This window comes from Vreelandella nigrificans, assembly GCF_002374315.1.
Classification (GTDB): Bacteria; Pseudomonadota; Gammaproteobacteria; order Pseudomonadales; family Halomonadaceae; genus Vreelandella; species Vreelandella nigrificans.
Map to the genome: position 1 here is coordinate 186,427 of NZ_NWUX01000004.1, position 20,362 is coordinate 206,788.

Annotated in this window: 20 protein-coding genes; 9 read left to right on the forward strand and 11 right to left on the reverse strand. The window is 53.4% G+C overall.

Features of this window, described 5'->3' with window-relative positions; translation table 11 throughout:
- Nucleotides 1-57: 57 nt before the first annotated feature.
- Nucleotides 58-912, reverse strand: coding sequence for a transcriptional regulator HexR (gene hexR, locus CPA45_RS07630; protein WP_096650959.1), 855 nt, complete (start codon nt 910-912; stop codon nt 58-60).
- Between the two features lie 341 nt (nt 913-1,253).
- Between hexR and CPA45_RS07635 the strand changes: the two genes are divergently transcribed.
- A complete protein-coding gene (locus CPA45_RS07635) occupies nt 1,254-1,466 on the forward strand; it encodes a PA3496 family putative envelope integrity protein (RefSeq protein ID WP_078089591.1) in 213 nt (70 codons plus the stop codon).
- Between the two features lie 128 nt (nt 1,467-1,594).
- Here CPA45_RS07635 and CPA45_RS07640 read toward each other — a convergent pair whose 3' ends face one another.
- Nucleotides 1,595-2,938, reverse strand: coding sequence for a sodium-dependent transporter (locus CPA45_RS07640; protein WP_096650960.1), 1,344 nt, complete (start codon nt 2,936-2,938; stop codon nt 1,595-1,597).
- Between the two features lie 156 nt (nt 2,939-3,094).
- Nucleotides 3,095-3,949 (reverse strand): DUF72 domain-containing protein, encoded by an 855-nt coding sequence (locus tag CPA45_RS07645; protein ID WP_096650961.1) that lies wholly within the window; start codon nt 3,947-3,949, stop codon nt 3,095-3,097.
- Nucleotides 3,950-4,171: 222 nt separating this feature from the next.
- Here CPA45_RS07645 and aroQ point away from each other — a divergent pair, with 222 nt between their 5' ends.
- Nucleotides 4,172-4,609, forward strand: coding sequence for a type II 3-dehydroquinate dehydratase (gene aroQ, locus CPA45_RS07650; RefSeq protein WP_096650962.1), 438 nt, complete (start codon nt 4,172-4,174; stop codon nt 4,607-4,609).
- Here the strand turns inward: aroQ and CPA45_RS07655 are convergent.
- Nucleotides 4,602-5,381: an IclR family transcriptional regulator domain-containing protein gene (locus CPA45_RS07655; RefSeq protein ID WP_096650963.1), complete on the reverse strand. Its 780-nt coding sequence runs from the start codon at nt 5,379-5,381 to the stop codon at nt 4,602-4,604. The two genes, aroQ and CPA45_RS07655, sit on opposite strands and share 8 nt — an antisense overlap.
- A 222-nt stretch (nt 5,382-5,603) precedes the next feature.
- Between CPA45_RS07655 and CPA45_RS07660 the strand changes: the two genes are divergently transcribed.
- The 3 genes from CPA45_RS07660 to CPA45_RS07670 all read left to right on the forward strand — a co-directional run bounded on the left by CPA45_RS07660 (nt 5,604) and on the right by CPA45_RS07670 (nt 8,704).
- Entirely contained in the window at nt 5,604-6,590 is a 987-nt protein-coding gene (locus tag CPA45_RS07660) for a Bug family tripartite tricarboxylate transporter substrate binding protein (protein ID WP_096650964.1), read from the forward strand.
- 74 nt (nt 6,591-6,664) lie between these two features.
- Nucleotides 6,665-7,171: a tripartite tricarboxylate transporter TctB family protein gene (locus CPA45_RS07665; RefSeq protein ID WP_096650965.1), complete on the forward strand. Its 507-nt coding sequence runs from the start codon at nt 6,665-6,667 to the stop codon at nt 7,169-7,171.
- Between the two features lie 27 nt (nt 7,172-7,198).
- Complete coding sequence (locus tag CPA45_RS07670; RefSeq protein WP_096650966.1) at nt 7,199-8,704, forward strand: tripartite tricarboxylate transporter permease; 1,506 nt, start codon at nt 7,199-7,201, stop codon at nt 8,702-8,704.
- Nucleotides 8,705-8,725: 21 nt separating this feature from the next.
- On the opposite strand, the gene CPA45_RS07675 is transcribed toward CPA45_RS07670, so the two are convergent.
- From CPA45_RS07675 to CPA45_RS07705, 7 genes are all read right to left on the reverse strand, one after another.
- Nucleotides 8,726-9,469, reverse strand: a complete 744-nt coding sequence (locus tag CPA45_RS07675; protein ID WP_096650967.1) for an SDR family NAD(P)-dependent oxidoreductase — start codon at nt 9,467-9,469, stop codon at nt 8,726-8,728.
- A gap of 43 nt (nt 9,470-9,512) precedes the next feature.
- Nucleotides 9,513-10,463, reverse strand: a complete 951-nt coding sequence (locus tag CPA45_RS07680) for an AEC family transporter (RefSeq protein ID WP_096650968.1) — start codon at nt 10,461-10,463, stop codon at nt 9,513-9,515.
- A gap of 72 nt (nt 10,464-10,535) precedes the next feature.
- A complete protein-coding gene (locus tag CPA45_RS07685; RefSeq protein ID WP_096650969.1) occupies nt 10,536-11,414 on the reverse strand; it encodes a shikimate dehydrogenase family protein in 879 nt (292 codons plus the stop codon).
- The gene (locus tag CPA45_RS07690) at nt 11,411-13,279 is read right to left on the reverse strand and encodes a bifunctional sugar phosphate isomerase/epimerase/4-hydroxyphenylpyruvate dioxygenase family protein (RefSeq protein ID WP_096650970.1); all 1,869 of its coding nucleotides are present in this window, start codon (nt 13,277-13,279) and stop codon (nt 11,411-11,413) included. The genes CPA45_RS07685 and CPA45_RS07690 overlap by 4 nt, the downstream gene beginning before the upstream one ends.
- 28 nt (nt 13,280-13,307) lie before the next feature.
- The gene (locus CPA45_RS07695; protein WP_208858465.1) at nt 13,308-14,573 is read right to left on the reverse strand and encodes a TRAP transporter large permease; all 1,266 of its coding nucleotides are present in this window, start codon (nt 14,571-14,573) and stop codon (nt 13,308-13,310) included.
- A complete protein-coding gene (locus CPA45_RS07700; protein ID WP_096650972.1) occupies nt 14,570-15,067 on the reverse strand; it encodes a TRAP transporter small permease in 498 nt (165 codons plus the stop codon). The genes CPA45_RS07695 and CPA45_RS07700 overlap by 4 nt, the downstream gene beginning before the upstream one ends.
- Before the next feature lie 84 nt (nt 15,068-15,151).
- Complete coding sequence (locus CPA45_RS07705) at nt 15,152-16,216, reverse strand: DctP family TRAP transporter solute-binding subunit (RefSeq protein ID WP_096650973.1); 1,065 nt, start codon at nt 16,214-16,216, stop codon at nt 15,152-15,154.
- 167 nt (nt 16,217-16,383) lie between these two features.
- Between CPA45_RS07705 and CPA45_RS07710 the strand changes: the two genes are divergently transcribed.
- The 4 genes from CPA45_RS07710 to CPA45_RS07725 all read left to right on the forward strand — a co-directional run bounded on the left by CPA45_RS07710 (nt 16,384) and on the right by CPA45_RS07725 (nt 20,352).
- Nucleotides 16,384-17,067, forward strand: a complete 684-nt coding sequence (locus CPA45_RS07710; RefSeq protein ID WP_096650974.1) for a TetR/AcrR family transcriptional regulator — start codon at nt 16,384-16,386, stop codon at nt 17,065-17,067.
- A gap of 140 nt (nt 17,068-17,207) precedes the next feature.
- Nucleotides 17,208-18,548, forward strand: a complete 1,341-nt coding sequence (locus CPA45_RS07715) for a class-II fumarase/aspartase family protein (protein WP_096650975.1) — start codon at nt 17,208-17,210, stop codon at nt 18,546-18,548.
- Nucleotides 18,549-18,748: 200 nt separating this feature from the next.
- On the forward strand, nt 18,749-19,579 hold the full coding sequence (locus CPA45_RS07720; protein ID WP_096650976.1) for a CoA transferase subunit A: 831 nt from the start codon (nt 18,749-18,751) through the stop codon (nt 19,577-19,579).
- Nucleotides 19,579-20,352: a CoA-transferase subunit beta gene (locus tag CPA45_RS07725; protein ID WP_096650977.1), complete on the forward strand. Its 774-nt coding sequence runs from the start codon at nt 19,579-19,581 to the stop codon at nt 20,350-20,352. The genes CPA45_RS07720 and CPA45_RS07725 overlap by 1 nt, the downstream gene beginning before the upstream one ends.
- Nucleotides 20,353-20,362 lie beyond the last annotated feature (10 nt).

Genomic DNA, 20,362 nt, shown 5'->3' on the forward strand with positions numbered 1-20,362 from the left:
AAATGGGCAACCAGTTTAGCACAGCCAAGGAACTGGCTGTGTGTACAGGACAGGCGTTTAACCCTCTTCGGGATAGCGCAGGGTATTTAGGCTCTTTTTAACGGCTTTAAGCTGCTCAGCGAGTTTTGGCCCACGGGTCTTGGCAACGCCTACTGCTAATACATCGATAAGTACTAAGTGAGCGATACGAGAACTTAGAGGCGTATAGATCTCGGTATCTTCGTGAACGTCGATATACAGCGGCAGGCTTACTTCGCTGGCCAGGGGTGAGTCGCTGGGGCAGAGGCCAATCACTGTTGCGCCCGCATCGCGTGCCAAGCGAACGCTGGCGACCAGTGCTTTGGTGCGTCCTGTTTGGGAGATCGCCACCACCACATCGCCCTCTTTTAGCGTGACCGCCGACATATTCTGCATGTGCGGGTCGGCATAGGCGGAGGTGGAAATTTGAAGACGGAAGAATTTGTGCTGGGCATCGAAGGCAACGGCACCAGAGGCGCCAAAGCCATAAAACTCAACGCGGTTAGCCATGGCCAGCGCGTTCACCGCTCTGCCTAAGGCTTCGTTGTCGAGCCGGTCACGTACCGATAGCAATGTGCCGACAGTGGAGTCGAAGATACTGTGGGAAAACTCCGCCACTGAGTCGCTGTCGTTCATGGAGAACTGGGCGAATTGGCTGCCACTGGCCAGCATTTGAGCAAGCTGCAGTTTGAAGTCCTGGAAGCCATTACAGCCGAGTGCACGGCAAAAGCGTACCACTGTGGGTTCGCTAACTTTGGCCTCCGTCGCAAGATCTACAATTCGCATATGGATAACGTCGTCAGGATTGCGCAGCACAAACCGCGCAACCTTTTGTTCGGAGCGACGGAAGTGCTCCATGCGGCGTCTCATTTCATCGAACAGGGCGCGGCTCACGTTCAGCTCCTTGGATATCCAGCAAACAGGGGTCAACAGTACGACAAAATACACCTGTTTTAAACGATCGTTTTTAGTTGCTATTTGTCACTAGGTACGGCACTTGCGCTAACACGGCTGATGACAGTATGCCTGAGTCATCAGCCAGGGCTAGTAACACGTTAGTAAAAACAGCGCTTAACCTATGGACGTTTAGATGGCGTTAAGACATTTCTGTAAGATTCGTCATCATTTTGTCAAGTAGGTTATAGTAAGAAGTGAAGTGCCGCACTGCATCATTTAAAAACAGTCGTCACGGATGCAGGTGGACATAGGCATATTCACCTGGAGGAACGTCGATTATGAGAAATGTCGAACGAATCACCTCGGTAAAAAACGAACTGCTCGACATCTTTATGAGCATGGAGGTTGATGAGCATGCCCAGCGACGGCGCAGCTCCGCTCAGCGCAGCCTAAGGGCGCGTAGAGGAATAGAGCTACACCGGGAGTTTCAGAAGTTATCGCGGGATATCTCCCCCTTGCCAGAAGATGAGCAAGAGAGCGAATTACACTAGCAGAACGGGGTTAATGGCATTAGTAACTGCGCCACTGACTGATTAGTAGCGCAGCCACCTTTGCCAATTCAGCCTAAGCCCGCCTGGCTAACCACTGTTAGCCAGGGCAGGCTACTTTGCGACTTACCTTAGAAAAAGCCTGCTAAGAAAACGACGATAACTCCGATGGGAGCTATGTACTTAGCTAGCAGGTTCCACAGGCTGTAGTCGTAAATATCCAGTCTTAGCTCTTTGCGCGTCTCTTCTTTATCCAGACAAGTAGCAAAGAACACAATCGCCCCAAGGCCGGTTAGCGGCAGAAGAATCTTACTGGTAAACGTATCCAGTAAGTCGAAGATGTTGAGACCGAAGAACAGCACCTCAGACCACACGTTAAACGAGAGCAGCGCGGCAACCCCAAGCGCCCACACGGCTGCGCCACTAGCAAATGTTGCTCCTAAGCGGGACAGTGAAGTTCGCTCTTCCACCGTCTCGACGACAGGCTCCAGTAATGAAATCGCTGATGTGAGCGCAGCAAAAGTGAGCAGTAGGAAGAACATTAAGCCAAGGATGGTACCGCCTGCCATATTGCCAAATGCTAAGGGCAGCGTGACAAAAATCAAGCCAGGCCCCTCACCGGCACTAAGGCCGTTGGCGAAGACAATCGGGAAGATGGCCAAACCGGCTAAAAGAGCGATGACGGTATCCAGAATGATCACCGTGCGAGCGGTGCTAATCAAGTTAACGTCTTCACCCAGATAAGAGCCGTAAGCCATCATGATGCCCATACCCAGTGATAGGGTGAAGAAGGCTTGGCCCATGGCTGCCAGCACGATGCCGCCGTTTAGTGCATCCCAGTCAGGCCGGAACATAAAGGCCAGTGCTTCACCAAAGTAACCGCTGGCTACGCCGTAGCCAACCAGTACTAACATCAGGACGATAAGGGCAGGCATCATCAACCTTGCTGCACTCTCAAGTCCTTTGGTGACGCCGCGGGCCACAATACCTACTACCAGCACCATAAACGCAGTGTGCCATAACAGCAGGGTGGTTGGGCTGCCTAGCATTCCTCCAAATAGGCCGCTAATAGCGTCTGCATCTTGACCGTTAAAGGTGCCAATCACCGAACTAAGTGTGTAGTTAAGCGACCAGCCGCCAATCACGCTGTAAAACGACAGAATTAAAAACGCCGCTAAAACACCACTAACGCCGATCAGTGCCCACGCTTTGGACTTGCCGTGATTAGCGGCGAGCTCGGCCATGGTGTTAATCGGGTTTTTCTGGCCGCGACGGCCAATCATCCATTCTGCAACCAGAATAGGTAACCCCACCAGTACCACACAGGCGAGATAGACCAGTACGAAAGCCGCGCCGCCGCTGTCACCTACCATGTATGAGAAGCGCCAAATATTCCCTAAGCCAACTGCCGAGCCTGCGGCAGCGAGCACAAAGGCCATCCGTGATGACCACTGTGCATGTGCAAGTTTTGCCATGATTCACCTGTAATGGGTTCGATTGTAATGAGGTGTTATTAGCGCACTGCGCCAATTTTCGGAAAATAGATGGTTTGCCAGCGTTATTTTCCGAAAGTAAGCGCAATTTATCCGATCAACAGGGTGCATACCAGTAAATGCAGCTAAAAAGGCTGTTTAAAACAGTTGGCTCTGCTTATCGCTAGCAAATGGTGGGAGAGAGGGAAGTGAAGTCAGTGTTTGTAGCTCTTTATAGAGTATGCGTGCCATCTCAGGGGACTCACAGTTGTCCGCAGTATGCACAAATAAGAAAGGGGTTTTCCCCTGACTTATCCACAGGGCAAGGCGAGATTTCCAAGGACTGAAGTAGCTGCTATTAATAGCTTTGTCAATATGCCCGATGAAGCGAATGACAGGATGTTGTGCTGTGGAAAGCACGTGTAACGGGACTCTCGGCTTTTCCTGCTGGGCATGTGCAAGCCCTGGGTGGCCATGGGATGGCGTTGAAAATACTGGGCGGACATCAAGCATGACACGATTGGCTGAATAAGTTATCAACAGACGGTTCAGAGCTTGCTCTGCGGCCCCTTTGTGGAAAAACTCAGGGTGACGTACCTCGACCGCGCAGGGTAAGTGGGTGGGCCATTGGGAGAGCAGTGCTTCTAGCTGTGGCAGCTCTTGCGGACCAAAATCTCGCGGTAGTTGCACCATGGTGGGGCCCAGACGGTCATGCAGCGGTGTTAGGGCGTCTAGAAATGCCCAAGCGTCTTCAAGGCGGGTTAAGCGCTGGTCGTGGGTAACGCTGGCGGGTAGCTTAAAGCAAAAGCGAAAATAAGCTGGCACTTGACGAGCCCAGGCGGCTACCGTTTCCGGCTTAGGCGCGCCGCTATAAAAGGTGGTATTGCCTTCAACGCTTGAAAAGACCGCTGCATAGTCGCTCAGTAGCTCTATTTTGGCATGGCGTGGGTACAGGCTGCCCAGCCAATCTTGGTTGGCCCACATGGGTAAGCCTATATACAAAGGAAGCGTCATAAGGTGTGCCTTAAATCATCACAAGAAATGGGAGTGTAAATGTAAGGGCACTGCATACGTAAATCTTGGCAGTCTGGTAGGTAAATGCTTTTAGTGCCAAGGGGCTATGTTAGTAAGCCTCCTTTGAGCAAGCGCTGGTGGTGGTGCTAAGAAGGTGATAGAACAACGCGTGTCGTTTTAACAGTAACCAACGTTGGTGAAACATTAGCTCGGGAGAGAGTTATGCCTCAGGGAAAAGTATTAGTGCTACATGGCCCCAATCTCAACTTATTGGGCAGTCGTCAGCCTGAAATCTACGGGTACGAGACGTTAGAGGACGTGAATAACATCCTGCGGGAGAAAGCGGTGATGGCCGATTGGGACATTATCTGCCTGCAAAGTAATCATGAAGGCGAGCTGATCGATGCCATTCATGCCGCACGTCTTGATGGCACCCAGGCTATTATCATCAACCCTGCTGCTTATACGCACACCTCCGTGGCTATTCTCGATGCGCTCAATGCCTTTGATGGCAAAGTGATTGAGGTGCATCTCTCCAATGTACATAAGCGAGAGTCTTTCCGGCATCACTCCTACGTATCGCTGCGCGCCGATGGAGTGATTGCCGGGTTAGGGGTGCAAGGGTATCGGGCTGCGTTAGATGCAGTGATGGCTAATTAATGTGCGAACGTATTTGCGCCACTTTATTTTGTAAGACCGGTAAGTAAGTATTAACCAATGTGTCGAGATCGACCCGAGCAGCATTAGTACTAACATTTATCGCACCCATTAAGTGCTGCTTGGCGTCAAAAACCGGAACAGCGATAGAGCGTAAGCCAGAATCAAGCTCTTGATCTGAAATCGCATAGCCCTGCTGCCGCGCTTTTACTATTTGGCTGCGTAATTCATTCACATCGGTCACTGTTTTATCGGTGTAGAGTTCTAGCGAAACTGTTGATAGGAAGTGATCAAGATCAGGCTCGCTGAGCTGGGCCAGTAGTATGCGCCCCATGGACGTATGGGCAGCAGGCAGCCTTGTACCCACGGATAGTGTAATCGCCATCAAGCGATGTTTGGCTGCCGAGCGGGCGACATAAATAACGTCGCTACCATCTAGCACGCCAAGTGATGAGGATTCACCTGTCTCAGCGGTTATTTCTTCTAGATACTGTTGAATAACACCCTGATAGTTGTTGGCGGATAAGAAAGCGTAACCAAGCTGTAAAACACGCGGTGCCAATTCAAAATAGCGTTGTTGTTTCCTGACGTACCCCAGCGCATGTAGGGTCAGTAAGAAGCGCCTAGCTTTTGCTCTATTCATCCCCGTTCGCGTAGCCACTTCACTTAATGTCATGCGCGTGTGTTCATGGTCGAATGCCTGTATTACCTCCAGGCCGCTAGCAAGCGCTGTTACAAAGTCACGGCTATCTTCACTCAGCATCTCTTCTTGCATTGTTAACTATCCGTTGTCTTGAGTCATTTGGGTCGAAGGTTAGCGTAAAAAAGTTCGCATTGCGAACGTTGGTGTTTTTAGTGACGGGTTGCTGAAAAGATACGATTTAAATCAATACTAAAGTTGTATTTTTGATGAGCTCATCAAAAGAGTAGTCTCCAGAGAGGCGCTGCGAATATAAGTACGTATTGCGAACAAGAAATACAACGCAAAGGTAACAACATGAATAATGCTTTTCACACAACCTGTTTAAGTATTTGTGGCGGCGCTTTAGCGCTCGGCTTGTCCGTTTCATCGGTCAGTGCCAACGAGTGGCCGACAAGCGATATACGTCTAGTCGTACCTTACGCCCCTGGGGGGACCACCGATGTCTTATCGCGTCGCGTCGCAGATCTTCTACAACAAGAGCTCGATGCTAACGTGATCGTGGAAAACCGCCCAGGAGCAGGTTCTACCGTGGGCACCGGCCGTCTTGCTAGAGGTGGCCGCGACGCTCAACATACTATTTTGATGGCTTCACCGGGACACACCATCGGTGCCGCTATCTATGCTGATTTAAGCTATGACCCAGTGGAAGATTTCGTCTTCCTGCAAAATATGATCGACATCCCAAACGTGATGGTCGTGCCCGCAGACAGCCCCTATGAAAGCGTTATCGAATTTGTAGAGGCTGCAAAAGAACAAGACATGACTTTCAGCCACAGTGGCGTGGGCAGCTCCATACATATGTCGGGCGAGCTGTTCAAAACGTTGACTGAAACCAATATGACCGCTGTGCCTTTCGCCGGCAGTGGCGCGGCGCTACCCGCTCTACTGGGTGGCGATGTGAATGTCTCGTTCGAGAATATGCCAACCGTTCTTTCTCATATCCGCTCCGGGGATCTGCGCGCACTGGCGGTTACTTCCGCAGAACGCTCCGAGTACCTGCCTGATGTGCCGACCCTGTCGGAAGTGGGTGAGTATAACCTTGACCAATTTATCACCACGGCTTGGTTTGGACTGATTGCGCATAGCTCCTTTTCGGAAGAAGCACAAAACGTGATGCACGATGCATTGGACAGGGTAATGGAGCGGGAAGAGTTCCTGGACTTCGCTGAGCAGCTAGGTGCAGAGCCTGGCCAAGTGTCGGGTGATGCGTTCAAGCAGTTCATCGTTGAGGACTTGGAGCGTTGGGAAGGTGTCGCCCAGCAGGCTGGCATTAGCCAGTAACTAAGTCGTCTTCTATCAAGTATGGGGCGAGGGCTGGCGTCCTCGCCCCATTTGTTTCTCTGGAGAAGGCCGCGATGGCTACACCACATTCCAAGCGCGCAGTGAGAATAAAAGATGCCGGTGACGTATTCGCGGGTATCGTCCTACTTTGCTTCGCCATTGTGTTGGTCTTTTACTTAGTGCCTAACTACATCAACGAGCCGCCCATCTTGCAAAACCCAATGATGTCGCCTCGCTGGCTACCGGGGATCGTCGGATGGCTGATTGTGCTGTTTTCTATTCTGCTTATTCTGCAAGGCTTACTGTTGGACAGAAGCAGTGAGGAGGATGAGAGAAGTATTGAGAAAGGAACGACACGGCGTTTTGTATTGATGGTGGTCGCCCTGGTGATCTATGTCGCGTTGTTTGAATCCATGGGGGCAGTATTTACCGGCATTCTGGCAACGCTGGTGCTTTTTGTGGCGCATCCCGTACGCACTTGGTGGGTCTATAGCCTAGCATTCGTGTTTCCTATCGCTGTGACATTCATCTTTGTAAAAGTGATGAATGTGCCGCTTCCGATAGCGCCAATCGGTTTTTGATTGGCCACTTATTCTTCTGGGTGATGTATGGAAAATTTTTCGGAAGTCATCGCGATATTCTTTAGTTTGGACAACTTCATAGCGATAGCCATGGGGGTTGTTATTGGTGTGGTTGTTGGTTCGATTCCTGGGTTGACCGCTACCATGGCCGTTGCGTTGGCACTGCCCTTTACCTTCTCGATGCAGCCGGTTGCCGCTATCCTGCTGTTGGTGGGTATCTACAAAGGCGGAATGTACGGCGGCTCAATTACCGCCATCTTAATAAGAACACCGGGTTCGCCTGCTTCTGCATGCACATTGCTGGACGGCTACCCTATGGCACAGCAGGGGCATGCCAAGAAGGCACTCAAAGCAGCCCTTTACTCATCGGTAATTGCCGATTTTATCTCTAACATCGCGCTGATCTTTTTTGCTGCCTATTTGGCAAAGATTGCCCTGAACTTTGGTGCACCTGAGTTTTTCTGGCTGATCTGTTTTTCACTGACCATCATCATCTCTTTAGCCAGCGGCTCTATGATCAAAGGCTTAATGGCGGCGCTGTTAGGTATTCTGCTTTCCCTGGTGGGGCTGGATGAAGTCTATGGCTCCCAGCGGTTTACCTTTGGCAACTACAACTTGATGGACAGCATCTCCTTTATTCCGCTATTGATCGGCCTGTTTGCCATTCCCGAGATCATCGAGTTCTACCGTAAAAAGGCGCTGCCGCATATTAAGGCAAAGGCGAGCGGTGCTGGCTTGGCGTTTTCTGAACTGAAGCGCTGCTTAACGACCATTGTGCGGGGCAGTTTGATCGGTGTGATTATCGGAGCAATCCCTGGAACCGGGGCGACGGCTGCTGCGTTTATTTCCTATAGCGATGCCCGCCGCCGTTCTCCCAATAAGGCCAACTTTGGTAAGGGCGAGGTAGAAGGCGTTGCCGCTGCCGAGGCAGGTAATAACGGTGTCGCCGGGGCGACGATGATCCCCCTGCTATCGTTGGGTATTCCAGGTGATGTCATCACGGCCATTATTCTTGGTGCCTTTATGGTACATGGTCTAACACCCGGCCCCATCATGTTCCAAGAGAACCTGTCGCTGATCTACGCCTTGTTTATGGGCATTATGTTTAGCTCAATTGTATTACTGCTAGTGGGCAATGTGGCCATTAAGTACTTCTCATTAATTGCCGATATCCCTAAATCAATTCTGTTTCCCATCGTTTTAATGTTCTGCGTATATGGCGCTTACGCCGTCAATAATGACACCTTTGACGTGTGGCTAATGCTGGCTTTTGGTGTTGTGGGCTATATCTTCAACCGTGCCGCTATACCGGCAGCTCCCTTTTTAATCGGCTTTATCCTTGGGCCGATGTTTGAAGATAACCTACGTCGCTCCTTACTGATTGGCCATAACGATCTGTCGATCTTCGTGCGTGGCCCCATTACCTGGACCTTCATTGCATTAACCGTAGGTTCTATCGCATTAGCGCTTTACCGCTTTATCTCAGCGCGCCGTGACGCGCGTAATGCTGCTGGCAAATCACAACAAGAGTGAGTTGAGCTGGGCCGCGGAGGCCTAGCCGACGGTGACACCGCCGCAGACAAACAGTGTTTGCCCGGTAATAAAGCCGCTACGCTCGTCGCAGAAGAAGCTAACCGCCTGGGCCACATCTTCCGGCTGGCCCATACGCTTGAGTGGAATATTGTCGATGATGCGGCGAGCACGTTCTGAATCAGGCGGGTTATTCTGCCAAAAGGCACTTGTGGCGATGGGGCCCGGGGCAACGCAGTTGACCGTAATACCGTGTTCTGCCAGCTCCAGCGCCCAAGTTCTAGCCATGGATTGCAGTGCCCCCTTGGTGGCGCTGTAGATGGTGCGCGCCTCTTTGCCTAGTACCACGCGGCTGGTATTCATCACAATACGGCCCATGCCACGTACTTTCATGGTGGGTAAAAGTGTCTGGGTGCAGACTAGCGCCGAGCGTACGTTTAGGTGCATTAACTTATCGAAGTCCTCAAGCCTTGCGTCTTCAAGCAGTGCTGGCGCAACAATACCTACGTTATTAACCAGCCGGGTGACCACGTAACGCTTGGCGATTTCCTCCATTACCCGCTTGGTGGCATCCGCATCGGCTAGGTCGACTTGATAGGCGTCTGCTTGCAAAGAGCCTGCCTCCGGCGCGACGATATCTACCACAATAACGTGATAGCCATCCTGCTGAAGACGCAGTGAAATGGCTTGGCCGATGTTTCTCGCTCCACCGGTGACAACGGCGCACGATTGTTGTGATGCGCTGTTTTGATCAGAATGCTGGCCCATTTTTATTGTCCTTATGCGTATTAAGACTCTGTTTTATTGGAATTTAAAACGCTAGTAACCCCATGTGTGATATCAACCCGATTATCAGGCTAAGCGTGAAAAAGGAAGCAACTGTCGCCACAAGCATTGCAGCAGCGCTAACGCCGCCTAAACCATAACGTTGGCCAAACAGTGGGTAAATGCTGATCATCGGCGCGGCGGCAAATAGCAACGCACCTGCCATATAAAGCGGATCAATGTCTGGAACAAAATAGAAAGCAATGAAAATGACGAGCGGGTGGATAAGCAGTTTGCCGATGACAATTTGACCTACGTCCCTTGCCATACTTTTAACCTGCAAGCCAAATAGTGCGCCGCCGATCACAAACAGCGCTGCTGGCCCTGCTGCCTCGGCCAGCATATCAACAGCTTTAAAGAGCGGCAGAGGAAGCTTAAAGCCCGTAACGGCTATGCTAATGCCTATCAATAAACCTACTAGCACCGGGTTTTTGATCAAGCTGAGGGCGGTCTTCTTAATCGTCTTCCATACGCTAGCACCTTGATGGCTACCCATTTCGGCCAGAATCAGTGCCAAAGGGATAATAATCAACGTCTCAATGACCATATTAAGCGCCAACAGGACAGCAGCAGGTGAACCGATCACCATGGCTGCCACGGGATAACCGACAAAACCACTATTGGAAGCGGCCATGCCTAATGCCTGCATAGCGCTGGCGTTAAGTGGTTGGCGCTGTAGCTTTAAGCAGAGCAGTAACCCCGCACCGAAAACGGAGATAGAGCCCAGGCCGTAAGCAACCAGGTAGTTGAGCTTAAAAATCTCTTCCAGAGGCTGCTGGGTTAACGCACGAATCACTAGCGCGGGCAGCGCGCAGTAAAGCACAAATATGCCCACCCCCTGCATCTGCTCGCGCTGGATAATGCCGCTCCATCTCGCTATATACCCTAAGCCAATCAGTAGGAATATGGGCGTCGTAATCCCGAGTATAGCGAGCATGGCGGCCCCTTAGCGCATGACGTGAATTATCGTGTTCGAATGACGAATAATTGTACGCTATTCTTTGGCACTTCATGGCACTAGATGAGATGAATGTGTGACGAGCTGTTCTATGTAGTGCGTACGTAGCGGTATCACATGTGGATCAACCTGTTCAGAGGGAATGCAATCGGCGGTAAAAAAGCGAAACGCATCCACGCCCTGAAATACAAACAGATCCACACCCGAAAGCGTTTTGGCGCCCGCTTGGTGGGCAGCGTTTAAAAGCTCTGTGTGGGCGGGAATGTACACCGCATCAAACACCCAGTGCTGGGAGCCAAGCCCCGTGGTCTCAATAGGGCAGCCAGGATGGTTAATGTGTCCAATCGGTGAGCAGTTGACCACCCCGTGCCAGCTAGGTAGCTCACGTTGAGCCTGCTCTGGCGTGACGCATGCTGCGCTAATTCCCATGGTGTTAAGATCACTGCTCAGACTTTCTGCCCGAGAAGCATCGTGTTCGAGAATATGGATGTGACTAACGGCCAGCTCTCCCAATGCACAGGCCACTGCTCGGCCCACGCCGCCGGCACCGATCAATAGTACTTCGCCTGCGGGTTGGTGGCCAAAAGAGTGGCGGTAGGCGCTTATAAAACCGGTGTAATCGGTATTTTCTGCCCGTAGGCCATCGGCATCAAAAAGCAGCGTATTTGCGGTACCTACTCGGCGCACGCCTTCGCCGCGAATATCAGCTAGCTGCGCGGCTTGTTCTTTAAAGGGAAAAGTGACGTTGGTACCACGATAGCCATCGGTACGCAGACGTTGTATAGCGTTGGGAAAGTCAAAGTTCGCTACGCCTCGGCTATCGATTAAATCGTAGCGTACCGGCTCGCCCAATGATGCCCCCAGGCGTTCGTGTAAATCGGGGGATTGTGACTTGGCAATGCCTTCCCCTACCAGTCCGAGTTTGATCATGCTTGGCTCACTCCCTTGTCTTGATGACTACTAATAGTCGCTTCTAAACGCTGTTGTGCCGTTACACGCACAAAGGCATTCGGTGCCCCCAGTCCTTGGTAACCCTCACGTTGCACCAACTCAAAAAAGAACGCTTGTCGGCCGGGTTGCGTATATAGCTGATGGAAGTCGCCGTTACTGTCCTGATCAAAAAGGATGTGATGCTCCTGCATCCACTGTTGGGTTTGCGCTGGGAGGTTAAAGCGGGCGGCAAGGTCACGGTAGTAGTTACCGGGAATGGGCAGTACCGGCGTGCCCGCCTGTTGCAGTGCTACGCTGGTCTCGCGCATGGAGTTGGTGCGCAGGGCGACGTGGTGAACCCCCGAACCACCATACTGGCGAACAAAGCGGTTACTGGCGGTATCCGGCGAGGCGCTGGCGTTAAGCGCCAGGCGAAAGCGGCCATTGTGGTTTTGCAGCACCTGGCTTTGGATCAGTCCACGCGGATCCGCCACATCAAATGAGGGGGTTGGCGCCAACTGGAAAATGGCGCGGTACTGTAGCATCAGCGAGAGATAGTCGTGGTAAGAGAGAGCAACGCTGATATGGTCGATATCCACCAGAGCCCCTTGGGGAACCGGCTGACCATCCACAGGGAACTCTTGGTCCCAGGTGCGACTTAGCTGCGAGTCGTCGATGATATAGGAGAGGCTGCCATCCACATTGCGCAGCGCGCTCATACGGTGGCTGGCGCCGACTTCTTCAGGTTCGACAATATCGTAGCCAAGTTTGTCTGCCCGTTTAAATGCCTCATAGGCATTTGCCACACGCAGGCCAATCGCCGTTACCGCTGTGGCATGGCGCCCTGGCGTGCGACCGGTAAAGCTCGATTCGGTATTGAGCACCAGGTTGACGTCACCTGCGGCCCAGCGCTCAGCGCTCAACGTGTGGTGACGCCCGACGCAGGCCATGCCCAGGGTGCCGAGCAGTTCGCGCAGGGGTGCTAAATCGTCTGGCTCTACGGCGATTTCGAGAAAGGCGACCGACTCAATCGGCTGCGGCGCGGGGATACCACTGTCGCCCTGCATACTGCGCAGCAAGTGGTAGGAGCGCAGCCCGTCTCGGGCGGTCTGGTCACTGTGACCCATGCGGAAGACATCGTTAAAGATTTCGTGGGAGAGCGGGCCGTCGTAGCGGGTCTCTTCCAGCATGGCCATGAACTTATCCATCTGTAGCTCGCCTTGGCCAGGAAAGCAGCGGTAGTGGCGGCTCCACGATAGGTGATCCATGGAGAGACGCGGCGCATCGGCGGTCTGTACCAGGAAGATGCGATCGCCAGGAATGCGGCCGATGGTGCCTAGCTCCGTCTGGCGGGAGAAAATATGGAAGGTGTCCAGCACCAGGCCGACATTGGGGTGGGCGGCGCGGCGCACCACCTCCCAACTGTCGCGGTAGTCGTGAATATGGCGACCCCAGGCCAGCGCTTCATAGGCTACGCGCAGATTACGCCGCGCAGCACGCTCGCCCAGCTCATAAAAGTCATCGGCGGCTCTGCTTAAACCCGGTAGAGCGTCGGGATGAACGGTACTGCACGCCATAAGCAGATCCGTACCCAGCTCCTCCATCAGGTCAAACTTGTGCTCGGCGCGATCAAACGCACGCTCCCGGGCGCGGCCTTGCAGGCCTTCAAAATCGCGAAACGGCTGTAGTGTTACCAGCTTCAGCCCGCGGGCGCGAATTAACTCACCCGCTTCCCGTGGTGTGCCGGAGAACGCCGTCAAGTCATTTTCAAATAGCTCAAGCCCTTCAAAGCCCGCCTGCGCAATGGCGTCTACCTTCTCTTCCAGCGAGCCGCTCAGGCAAACCGTGGCAATGGATGAGTACATGACATCATGCTCCTTACATTGATGAATATCAGTATCCCGCCAGGCGAGGCAGGAAGGTGACCAGCGTTGGTACGAAGGTAATTAGCAGCAGGACCAAAAACTGCACGGCGAGCATTGGCAGAATGCGACGAATAATGGCCCCCATGCCCACACCGGAAACGGAGTCGGCAACAAACAGGCAGAGCCCCATGGGGGGAGTGATCAGCCCCATCATCAGGTTGAAAATCACGATAATCCCGAAGTGCAGCGGATCGATGCCCAGCGCCATGGCGATGGGGTGGAGAATCGGTACCAGTACCAAAATGGCCGCAATACCTTCTAAAAAGAGCCCTACCACCAATAGCAGGAGGATGACGGCAATCAGGAAGGTCCACTGGGTATCGATATTCATCAGTGCCCATTCGGTAAGCATGTTGGGCACACGCTCGAATGTCAGCACCCAGTTGGCTGCAGCGACCGCGCCCATAATGATCATGATCACCGCGCTATCGCGCATAGCGCGGGCGAAGATGCCGGGCAGGTTGACCAGTTTGATATTGCGGTAGAGCACCACTCCTAGGATCAGCGCGTATACCACGGCAAAAGCCGCTGCCTCGGTAGGCGTAACGATACCGGCGAGAATGGCTCCCACTACGAATACAGGCATTAGCGCGGGCAGCAGGCCGTGGAGGAAGGCATGGCGGCGCGACTGCTTCTTGGTCTGGGTAGCCCCCAGATCTCCAGCGAAAAAATAGACGTAGAGGGATAGCCCCAGCGCCAGTAATAGCCCGGGCACAATTCCTGCCAAAAAAAGACCCGGTACTGACACACCAGAAACCGTTAACGCGTAAATAATCACCGGAATACTGGGAGGAATAATCGGCCCAATGACCGAGGAAGCTGCGGTAAGTGCCGCGGCGAAATCCCTCGGATAACCCTCTTTCTCCATAGCGGGCACAAATACTCGGCCCAGCGCTGAGGTATCGGCAATCGCTGAACCAGAAAGGCCTGCGAAAATTACCGATGCCCAGATGTTCACATGCGCTAGCCCTGCCTTCATACGGCCGACAATGGCGGTGGCCAAGTTAATAATACGGTGTGTGATGCCCGCTTCGTTCATCAGCTCGCCAGCCAGGATGAACAGCGGAATTGCCAGTAAAGGGAAGGACTCCAACCCGCCAAAGAACTGCTGCGACACAATACGTATGTGATAGGGCAGATCACCAGTGCTCATCAGCACCGTGAGCGTACCCAGAATGGCAAATGCAAACGGCACGCCGAGCAAAACCAGGGCTATCAGCAGAATAAAGATCATGATGAAGCCTCCTCACCCGCCTGCTCGTTAAAACGCAGCGCACTCATTACTAGAGCCGAGAGGCTAAGCAGTGCGCCGCCAACAAATATGGACGTTTGAAATAGCCACATTGGCATGCCGGTGCTTGAGGAAGTACGCGCCCCTCGGGCAGAAATGAACTCAAAGGCCGATACCATCAAGCCAATACCTACTAAGAGCACCACTAGATCAATGACAACTGCCTGCCAGCGCAGCCAGCGTGGTGGCAGTAGCCGACGGATAAGGTCAAAGCCGATATGTTTGTTCTGAAGATACGCCCAGGACATGCCAAACATCAGGCCATAAATCATTAGATAGATGGCGGTATCTTCTCCCCAGCTAATGGAACCGCCGTATGTGTAGCGCGCAAAGGCATTGCCTGCGACCAGTAGAAAAATCAGTATCATGGCAAGACCAGCCAAACTGCCATTGAACAGGATCAAGCCACGGTGTATCCGGGCGAGAAGATATGACATGAGGGCACCTTCAATCGATAGTCAGGCACGCAGGGTCGCGAGTGGGCAATGATAGGCCCACTCACAAAGCGCTTGGTGGTGGGCTTAGAAGCGTGCAGAGGCCTCATCAACAGCGGAAGAGAGGCGATCTATCCACTCTGCATCATCGCCCAGCTCATCACGCAGGTAAGCCTGAACCCGGGGTTGAGCGGCTTCACGGAAGGCTTCCATCTGTTCAGCGGTGGGTTGGGTGATCTCCATGCCAGCTGCTTCCAACTTGGCGATACCTTCGGCTGAGTTGAACTGCTGAATTGCACGGCCCGTGGTTCCAGCCACCACGGCAGCCCGCTTAACGGCGGCTTGTTCTTCATCGCTAAGTGACTGGAAGATGTCATCGTTAATGAGCAGGTGGTCGACGCCGTAAACGTGGCGATCCAGGGTCAGGTAATCCTGAAACTCGTAGAAGTTGTTACCGTAGATAACCGAAATAGGGTTTTCTTGGCCATCGACTACACCGGTTGCCAAGGCTGTCGGCACTTCACCCCAGGAAATGCCCTGGGGCTCGGCGCCAAGCCCGCGTACCAATTCCAAATAGAGCGGAATAGTTTGCACACGGAACTTCAGTCCGCGCATATCTTCCGGTGAGTGGATAGGGCGCACGGAGTTGGTGAAATGGCGAAAGCCGGTTTCGCCGTAAGCCAGCGTTCTCAGGCCTGTTTGTTGCAAGCAATGCTCGGCAAGCGCAGTGCCAAACTCACCGTCCATCACCTGCCAAGCGACGGGTGCTGACGGGAAGGTATAAGGGATATCTGTGACGGCGACCGCCGGGCAGAAGTTGGCATAGGAACCGGAAACCATCGCAATGCTAATAGTGCCATCCTGAGCACCTTCAATAAGCTCGACCTCACCGCCTAAAGAGCCGGCAGGATATAGCTCTACGGTGAGGTCCGTTTCAGCTTCCACCAGGTTTTTGAACACGTGGCCTGCTGCCCCTTTCTTAGAGGTGGTCCAGTCGTCAGGATCGACGTGGGCAAAACGCAACGTTTGAGCAGAGGCATTGGCCGCAGCCACCAGTGTGGCTGCCGTAATAGCTGCTACTAAGGTGCGTTTTATAGACGCCGGCTTTGCGGAAAGCGTGGATGTTGATGAAGTAATTAGCTGCAGAGACATTGTTGTTGTCCTCTTGTCGGGCCGTTGTTATAGGAAGTTAAAAGCCGTAAGCAGTGGCGCGCAGGGGCTTTTCATTCTATCCAAATTAACAATGTACGAAATGGTACGTTCAGTCAAGCTATGGCATACTAGACAAAAGACGACCACGACAATAAAAGGTACGCTCCATGACAGCCACTTCGACCAAGACCAGCCCCCCAGAACCGCGGCGTCGGCGTAAAAATAACCCTGAATCCGTGCGTGCCGATATTCTGGCGGTGGCCACCCGTGAATTCTCGGAAAAAGGCCTGTCTGGGGCACGGATTGATGAGATAGCCGAGCAAACCCGCGCCTCCAAGCGCATGATTTACTATTACTTTAGTGATAAAGAGACGCTCTACCTGCACACTCTGGAAGCCGCTTATCAAAAGGTTCGTCTTCAGGAAGCAGAGCTGGATCTTGACCACCTGCCTCCTTTAGAAGCGCTCAGTCGACTAGTGCGGTTTACTTTCTGTCACCACGCCAAAAATCCCGACTTTATCCGGCTGGTAATGATCGAAAATATTCATCATGGCCGGTTTTTAGCTCAGTCAAAGTTGATTCAATCGCTTAATGCGGGCGTCATTGATGCGCTTACTAACGTCTATCTTCGTGGCGTAGAGGAGGGGTGTTTCCGCGAAGGTTTAGACCCACGAGAACTCCACTGGCTGATTAGTGCGCTGTCATTTTTTAATGTCTCAAATCAGCACACCTTCTCGCGCATTTTTGATTGGCAGCAGGCTGCGCCGGAAAATCAGCGAAAATTAGAAGAGCACGTTACTGATATGGTGCTGCGCTATGTGCGCCCCGACGAAGTAACGCCCCAGCCGTAATTAGCAGAACGATGATAGTGGACTCGCGCCTACCTATTTGACGTATAGTTCGAATAGCGAACATATGTACAATATTGTTCTGAGCCATGCTTTTACGATTTTTTAGGCTCTGCACAACGCTAAATAGGAGGCTCTCGCCCATGCCCACTGCATTTTTAAAGCACCCCTTCATGAGCCAGCACGCAATAGACGCGTGCAACGATGACGCTATGGTACGCGCCATGTTGGCCTTTGAGCTGGCCCTAGCCGAGGTTCAGGAAGCCAGCGGAGCTGTGCCTAGCGGCGCCAGCCAGCAAATGCGTGAGCAACTGGAGGGTGCCAACTTTAATGTTGCTGAGATTGCCCAAGGCATCGCCAGCGGTGGCAACGTGGCGATTCCCTTCGTTAAACAGAGTCGTGGGCTGCTACCCAGTGAGCTTAAGCGCTACTGGCACCAGGGAGCGACCAGCCAGGACGTGGTCGACTCCGCGCTGATGCTGCTGCTTAAGCCACGCTTAGCAGCACTAGACGATCTGCTATTGCGCTGCCGCTCGGCCGCGACGGCGCTAATGGATGTTCATATCGACACGCCCATGGTAGGGCGCACCCTGATGCAACAGGCGCTGCCGATCACCTTTGGGGTGAAGGTGGCTCACTGGGCAGTCGGGCTGGAGCAAACGCGCCGCCGTTTAAGCGCTGTTGAGCTACCTGTTCAGTTTGGTGGCGCAGTGGGCGTGCACTCGGGTTGGGATAACCTCGGGCTTGAGTGGATGGACGCGCTAGCCGAGCGTTTAGGCTTGTCGGTGCCGGTGCTGCCCTGGCATACCGACCGCTACCCCATTCATGCTCTCGGTACGGCGTTAGATGCTGTCGCTGGGGCCGCTGAAAAAATCGCCCTGGATGTGTCGCTGCTCACCCAAACCGAAGTCGGCGAGGTCGCGGAACCCTCGGCACCAGGGATGGGGGAGTCGTCATCCATGCCCCATAAGCGTAACCCTGTACGCAGCGCACTGATTCGCGGTGCGGCGCGGCAAGTGCATGGCCATACCAGCGTGTTGATCTGTGCTGCCGCTCAGCCCCTTGAGCGCGGGCTTGGGGAGTGGCACGCGGAGTGGGCACCGTTAATAGAAAGCGCTCTGCTGGTAGAAGGCGCGCTGGAGCAAGTGGTTGTGCTGCTGGAAGGTCTTGAGGTCAATCCCAGCAATATGTGGCGAAACCTAGCGGCCACTGGTGGCGGCATTATGGCGGAGCCGGTAGCGCGTTTGCTGGCGCCGACGTTAGGGGTGGACAGAGCCAAAGCAGTGAGCGCGGATGCTGCAGAAACCTCACGCCGCGAATCACGAGCCTACTTTGATGTTCTGACAGAGGTGCTCGCTAAGGATCCTGATGCAAAAGGGGCTGTAGATGCAGATGAGCTGCGCAATGCATGCGACCCAGCTTTATACCTTGGTAGCAGCACGGCTCAGGTTACGCGCGCCAAAAAGTGGCTGGAAGCGCAATAATTGCATTTAAAAACAAGTTGTTACATTAGGTTGTGACGGAGAAAGTGCGGGCGATAAGACGTTAGGCGATGAGTGGCGGGTTTGACCTGATTGGCGTTCAGCAGTAACTTGTTCGTATAGAGGATCTATGTTCGTCTTGCGAACAATTCATTAGAAGCCCACTAACAAATACGCTAACGACCCGCTAAGAGGCATCCATCATGGCCGAGTTTCTCAGCTTGCATGACGCGGTAGCGCGCTACGTCCAAGACGGCGCTACGGTGGCTATGGAAGGCTTTACCCACTTGATTCCGTTTGCCGCTGGTCACGAAGTGATCCGCCAGCAAAAGCGTGATCTGACGCTGATCCGCATGACCCCGGACATCATCTACGATCAAATGATTGGCGCGGGCTGCGCCAAAAAAGTCATCTTCTCCTGGGGCGGTAACCCCGGTGTGGGTTCACTACATCGCCTGCGTGATGCGGTTGAGAAGGGCTGGCCGCATAAAGTTGAGATTCTTGAGCATAGCCATGCCGCCATGGCCTGCGCTTTTGAAGCAGGTGCCGCCGGTCTTCCGCTGGCGGTTTTTCGCGGCTACATCGGCAGCGAATTGCCCAGCGTCAATGATCAAATCAAGTTCATAGAGTGCCCGTTTACCGGTGAGCGTCTGGCCGCCGTGCCCTCAGTGCGCCCGGATGTCTCGATCATTCACGCCCAGCGGGCGGATCGCCAGGGCAACGTGCTGGTAGAAGGCATTGTCGGTGTACAGAAAGAGGCCGTGCTAGCGGCGAAGCACAGCATCGTCACGGTGGAAGAGATCGTCGATGATCTCAACGCCCACCCCAATGCCTGCGTGATCCCCAGCTGGGCCATCAGCGCCATTGCGATAGCTGAGAAAGGCGCACTGCCTTCGTATACCCACGGCTACTACGGCCGCAGCAATCGCTTCTACAAAGAGTGGGATGCCATTGCTCGTGATCGTGACACCTTTACCCAGTGGCTCGACGACAACGTCTTTAACGCCACCGATAACGTGGGAGGCCAAGCCTGATGAGTCTGGAATATACCTCTTCTGAAATGATGTCAGTGACCGCGGCGCGGGCGTTGGAAAACGGCATGACCTGCTTTGTGGGTATCGGCTTGCCCTCAGAGGCTGCCAACTTGGCGCGGCTAACACATGCGCCGGACGTGGTGCTGATTTACGAATCCGGTACGCTGCAAACCAAGCCTGCGATCCTGCCACTCTCCATTGGCGATGGTGAACTGTGCGAATCAGCGCTCACCACTGTGGCAGTACCGGAGATGTTCCGCTACTGGCTGCAGGGAGGAAAAATCGGTGTGGGATTTTTAGGCACCGCACAAATTGACCGCTTTGCAAACCTCAATACCACCCTGATCGGCGATTACAAAGCGCCCAAAGTTCGCCTACCGGGTGGCGGCGGTGCGCCGGAAATTGCCACTAACGCCGGTGAAGTGTTTATCACCCTTAAGCACTCCAAGCGTGCCTTTGTAAAAGACGTTGATTTTATCACTACCCTGGGCTTTGGCCGCGATGGTAAAGGGCGCGACAACGTGCCCAATATTGGTAAAGGTCCCACTCGGGTAATTACCGACCTGTGCGTCATGAAGCCTGACCCCGAGACCAAAGAGCTGGTAGTGGTATCGCTGCACCCAGGCGTGAGCCGCGAGGACGTGATTGAGGCCACTGGTTGGGAAGTGCGCTTTGCTGAGCAGCTTGAAAGCACGCCAGAACCCAGTGCTAATGAGCTTGAAATTCTTCGTGAGCTAAAAGCCCGCACTGAACGCGTCCACGCTGGCGCATAAGGGATTCTTT

Bases quoted from the DNA above. Each gene is read 5' to 3' on its own strand.
- CPA45_RS07635 (WP_078089591.1), top strand. From the start codon at position 1,254: ATGAGAAATGTCGAACGAATCACCTCGGTAAAAAACGAACTGCTCGAC.
- CPA45_RS07640 (WP_096650960.1), bottom strand. From the start codon at position 2,938: ATGGCAAAACTTGCACATGCACAGTGGTCATCACGGATGGCCTTTGTG.
- CPA45_RS07645 (WP_096650961.1), bottom strand. From the start codon at position 3,949: ATGACGCTTCCTTTGTATATAGGCTTACCCATGTGGGCCAACCAAGAT.
- aroQ (WP_096650962.1), top strand. From the start codon at position 4,172: ATGCCTCAGGGAAAAGTATTAGTGCTACATGGCCCCAATCTCAACTTA.
- CPA45_RS07655 (WP_096650963.1), bottom strand. From the start codon at position 5,381: ATGCAAGAAGAGATGCTGAGTGAAGATAGCCGTGACTTTGTAACAGCG.
- CPA45_RS07660 (WP_096650964.1), top strand. From the start codon at position 5,604: ATGAATAATGCTTTTCACACAACCTGTTTAAGTATTTGTGGCGGCGCT.
- CPA45_RS07665 (WP_096650965.1), top strand. From the start codon at position 6,665: ATGGCTACACCACATTCCAAGCGCGCAGTGAGAATAAAAGATGCCGGT.
- CPA45_RS07670 (WP_096650966.1), top strand. From the start codon at position 7,199: ATGGAAAATTTTTCGGAAGTCATCGCGATATTCTTTAGTTTGGACAAC.
- CPA45_RS07675 (WP_096650967.1), bottom strand. From the start codon at position 9,469: ATGGGCCAGCATTCTGATCAAAACAGCGCATCACAACAATCGTGCGCC.
- CPA45_RS07680 (WP_096650968.1), bottom strand. From the start codon at position 10,463: ATGCTCGCTATACTCGGGATTACGACGCCCATATTCCTACTGATTGGC.
- CPA45_RS07685 (WP_096650969.1), bottom strand. From the start codon at position 11,414: ATGATCAAACTCGGACTGGTAGGGGAAGGCATTGCCAAGTCACAATCC.
- CPA45_RS07690 (WP_096650970.1), bottom strand. From the start codon at position 13,279: ATGTACTCATCCATTGCCACGGTTTGCCTGAGCGGCTCGCTGGAAGAG.
- CPA45_RS07695 (WP_208858465.1), bottom strand. From the start codon at position 14,573: ATGATCTTTATTCTGCTGATAGCCCTGGTTTTGCTCGGCGTGCCGTTT.
- CPA45_RS07700 (WP_096650972.1), bottom strand. From the start codon at position 15,067: ATGTCATATCTTCTCGCCCGGATACACCGTGGCTTGATCCTGTTCAAT.
- CPA45_RS07705 (WP_096650973.1), bottom strand. From the start codon at position 16,216: ATGTCTCTGCAGCTAATTACTTCATCAACATCCACGCTTTCCGCAAAG.
- CPA45_RS07710 (WP_096650974.1), top strand. From the start codon at position 16,384: ATGACAGCCACTTCGACCAAGACCAGCCCCCCAGAACCGCGGCGTCGG.
- CPA45_RS07715 (WP_096650975.1), top strand. From the start codon at position 17,208: ATGCCCACTGCATTTTTAAAGCACCCCTTCATGAGCCAGCACGCAATA.
- CPA45_RS07720 (WP_096650976.1), top strand. From the start codon at position 18,749: ATGGCCGAGTTTCTCAGCTTGCATGACGCGGTAGCGCGCTACGTCCAA.
- CPA45_RS07725 (WP_096650977.1), top strand. From the start codon at position 19,579: ATGAGTCTGGAATATACCTCTTCTGAAATGATGTCAGTGACCGCGGCG.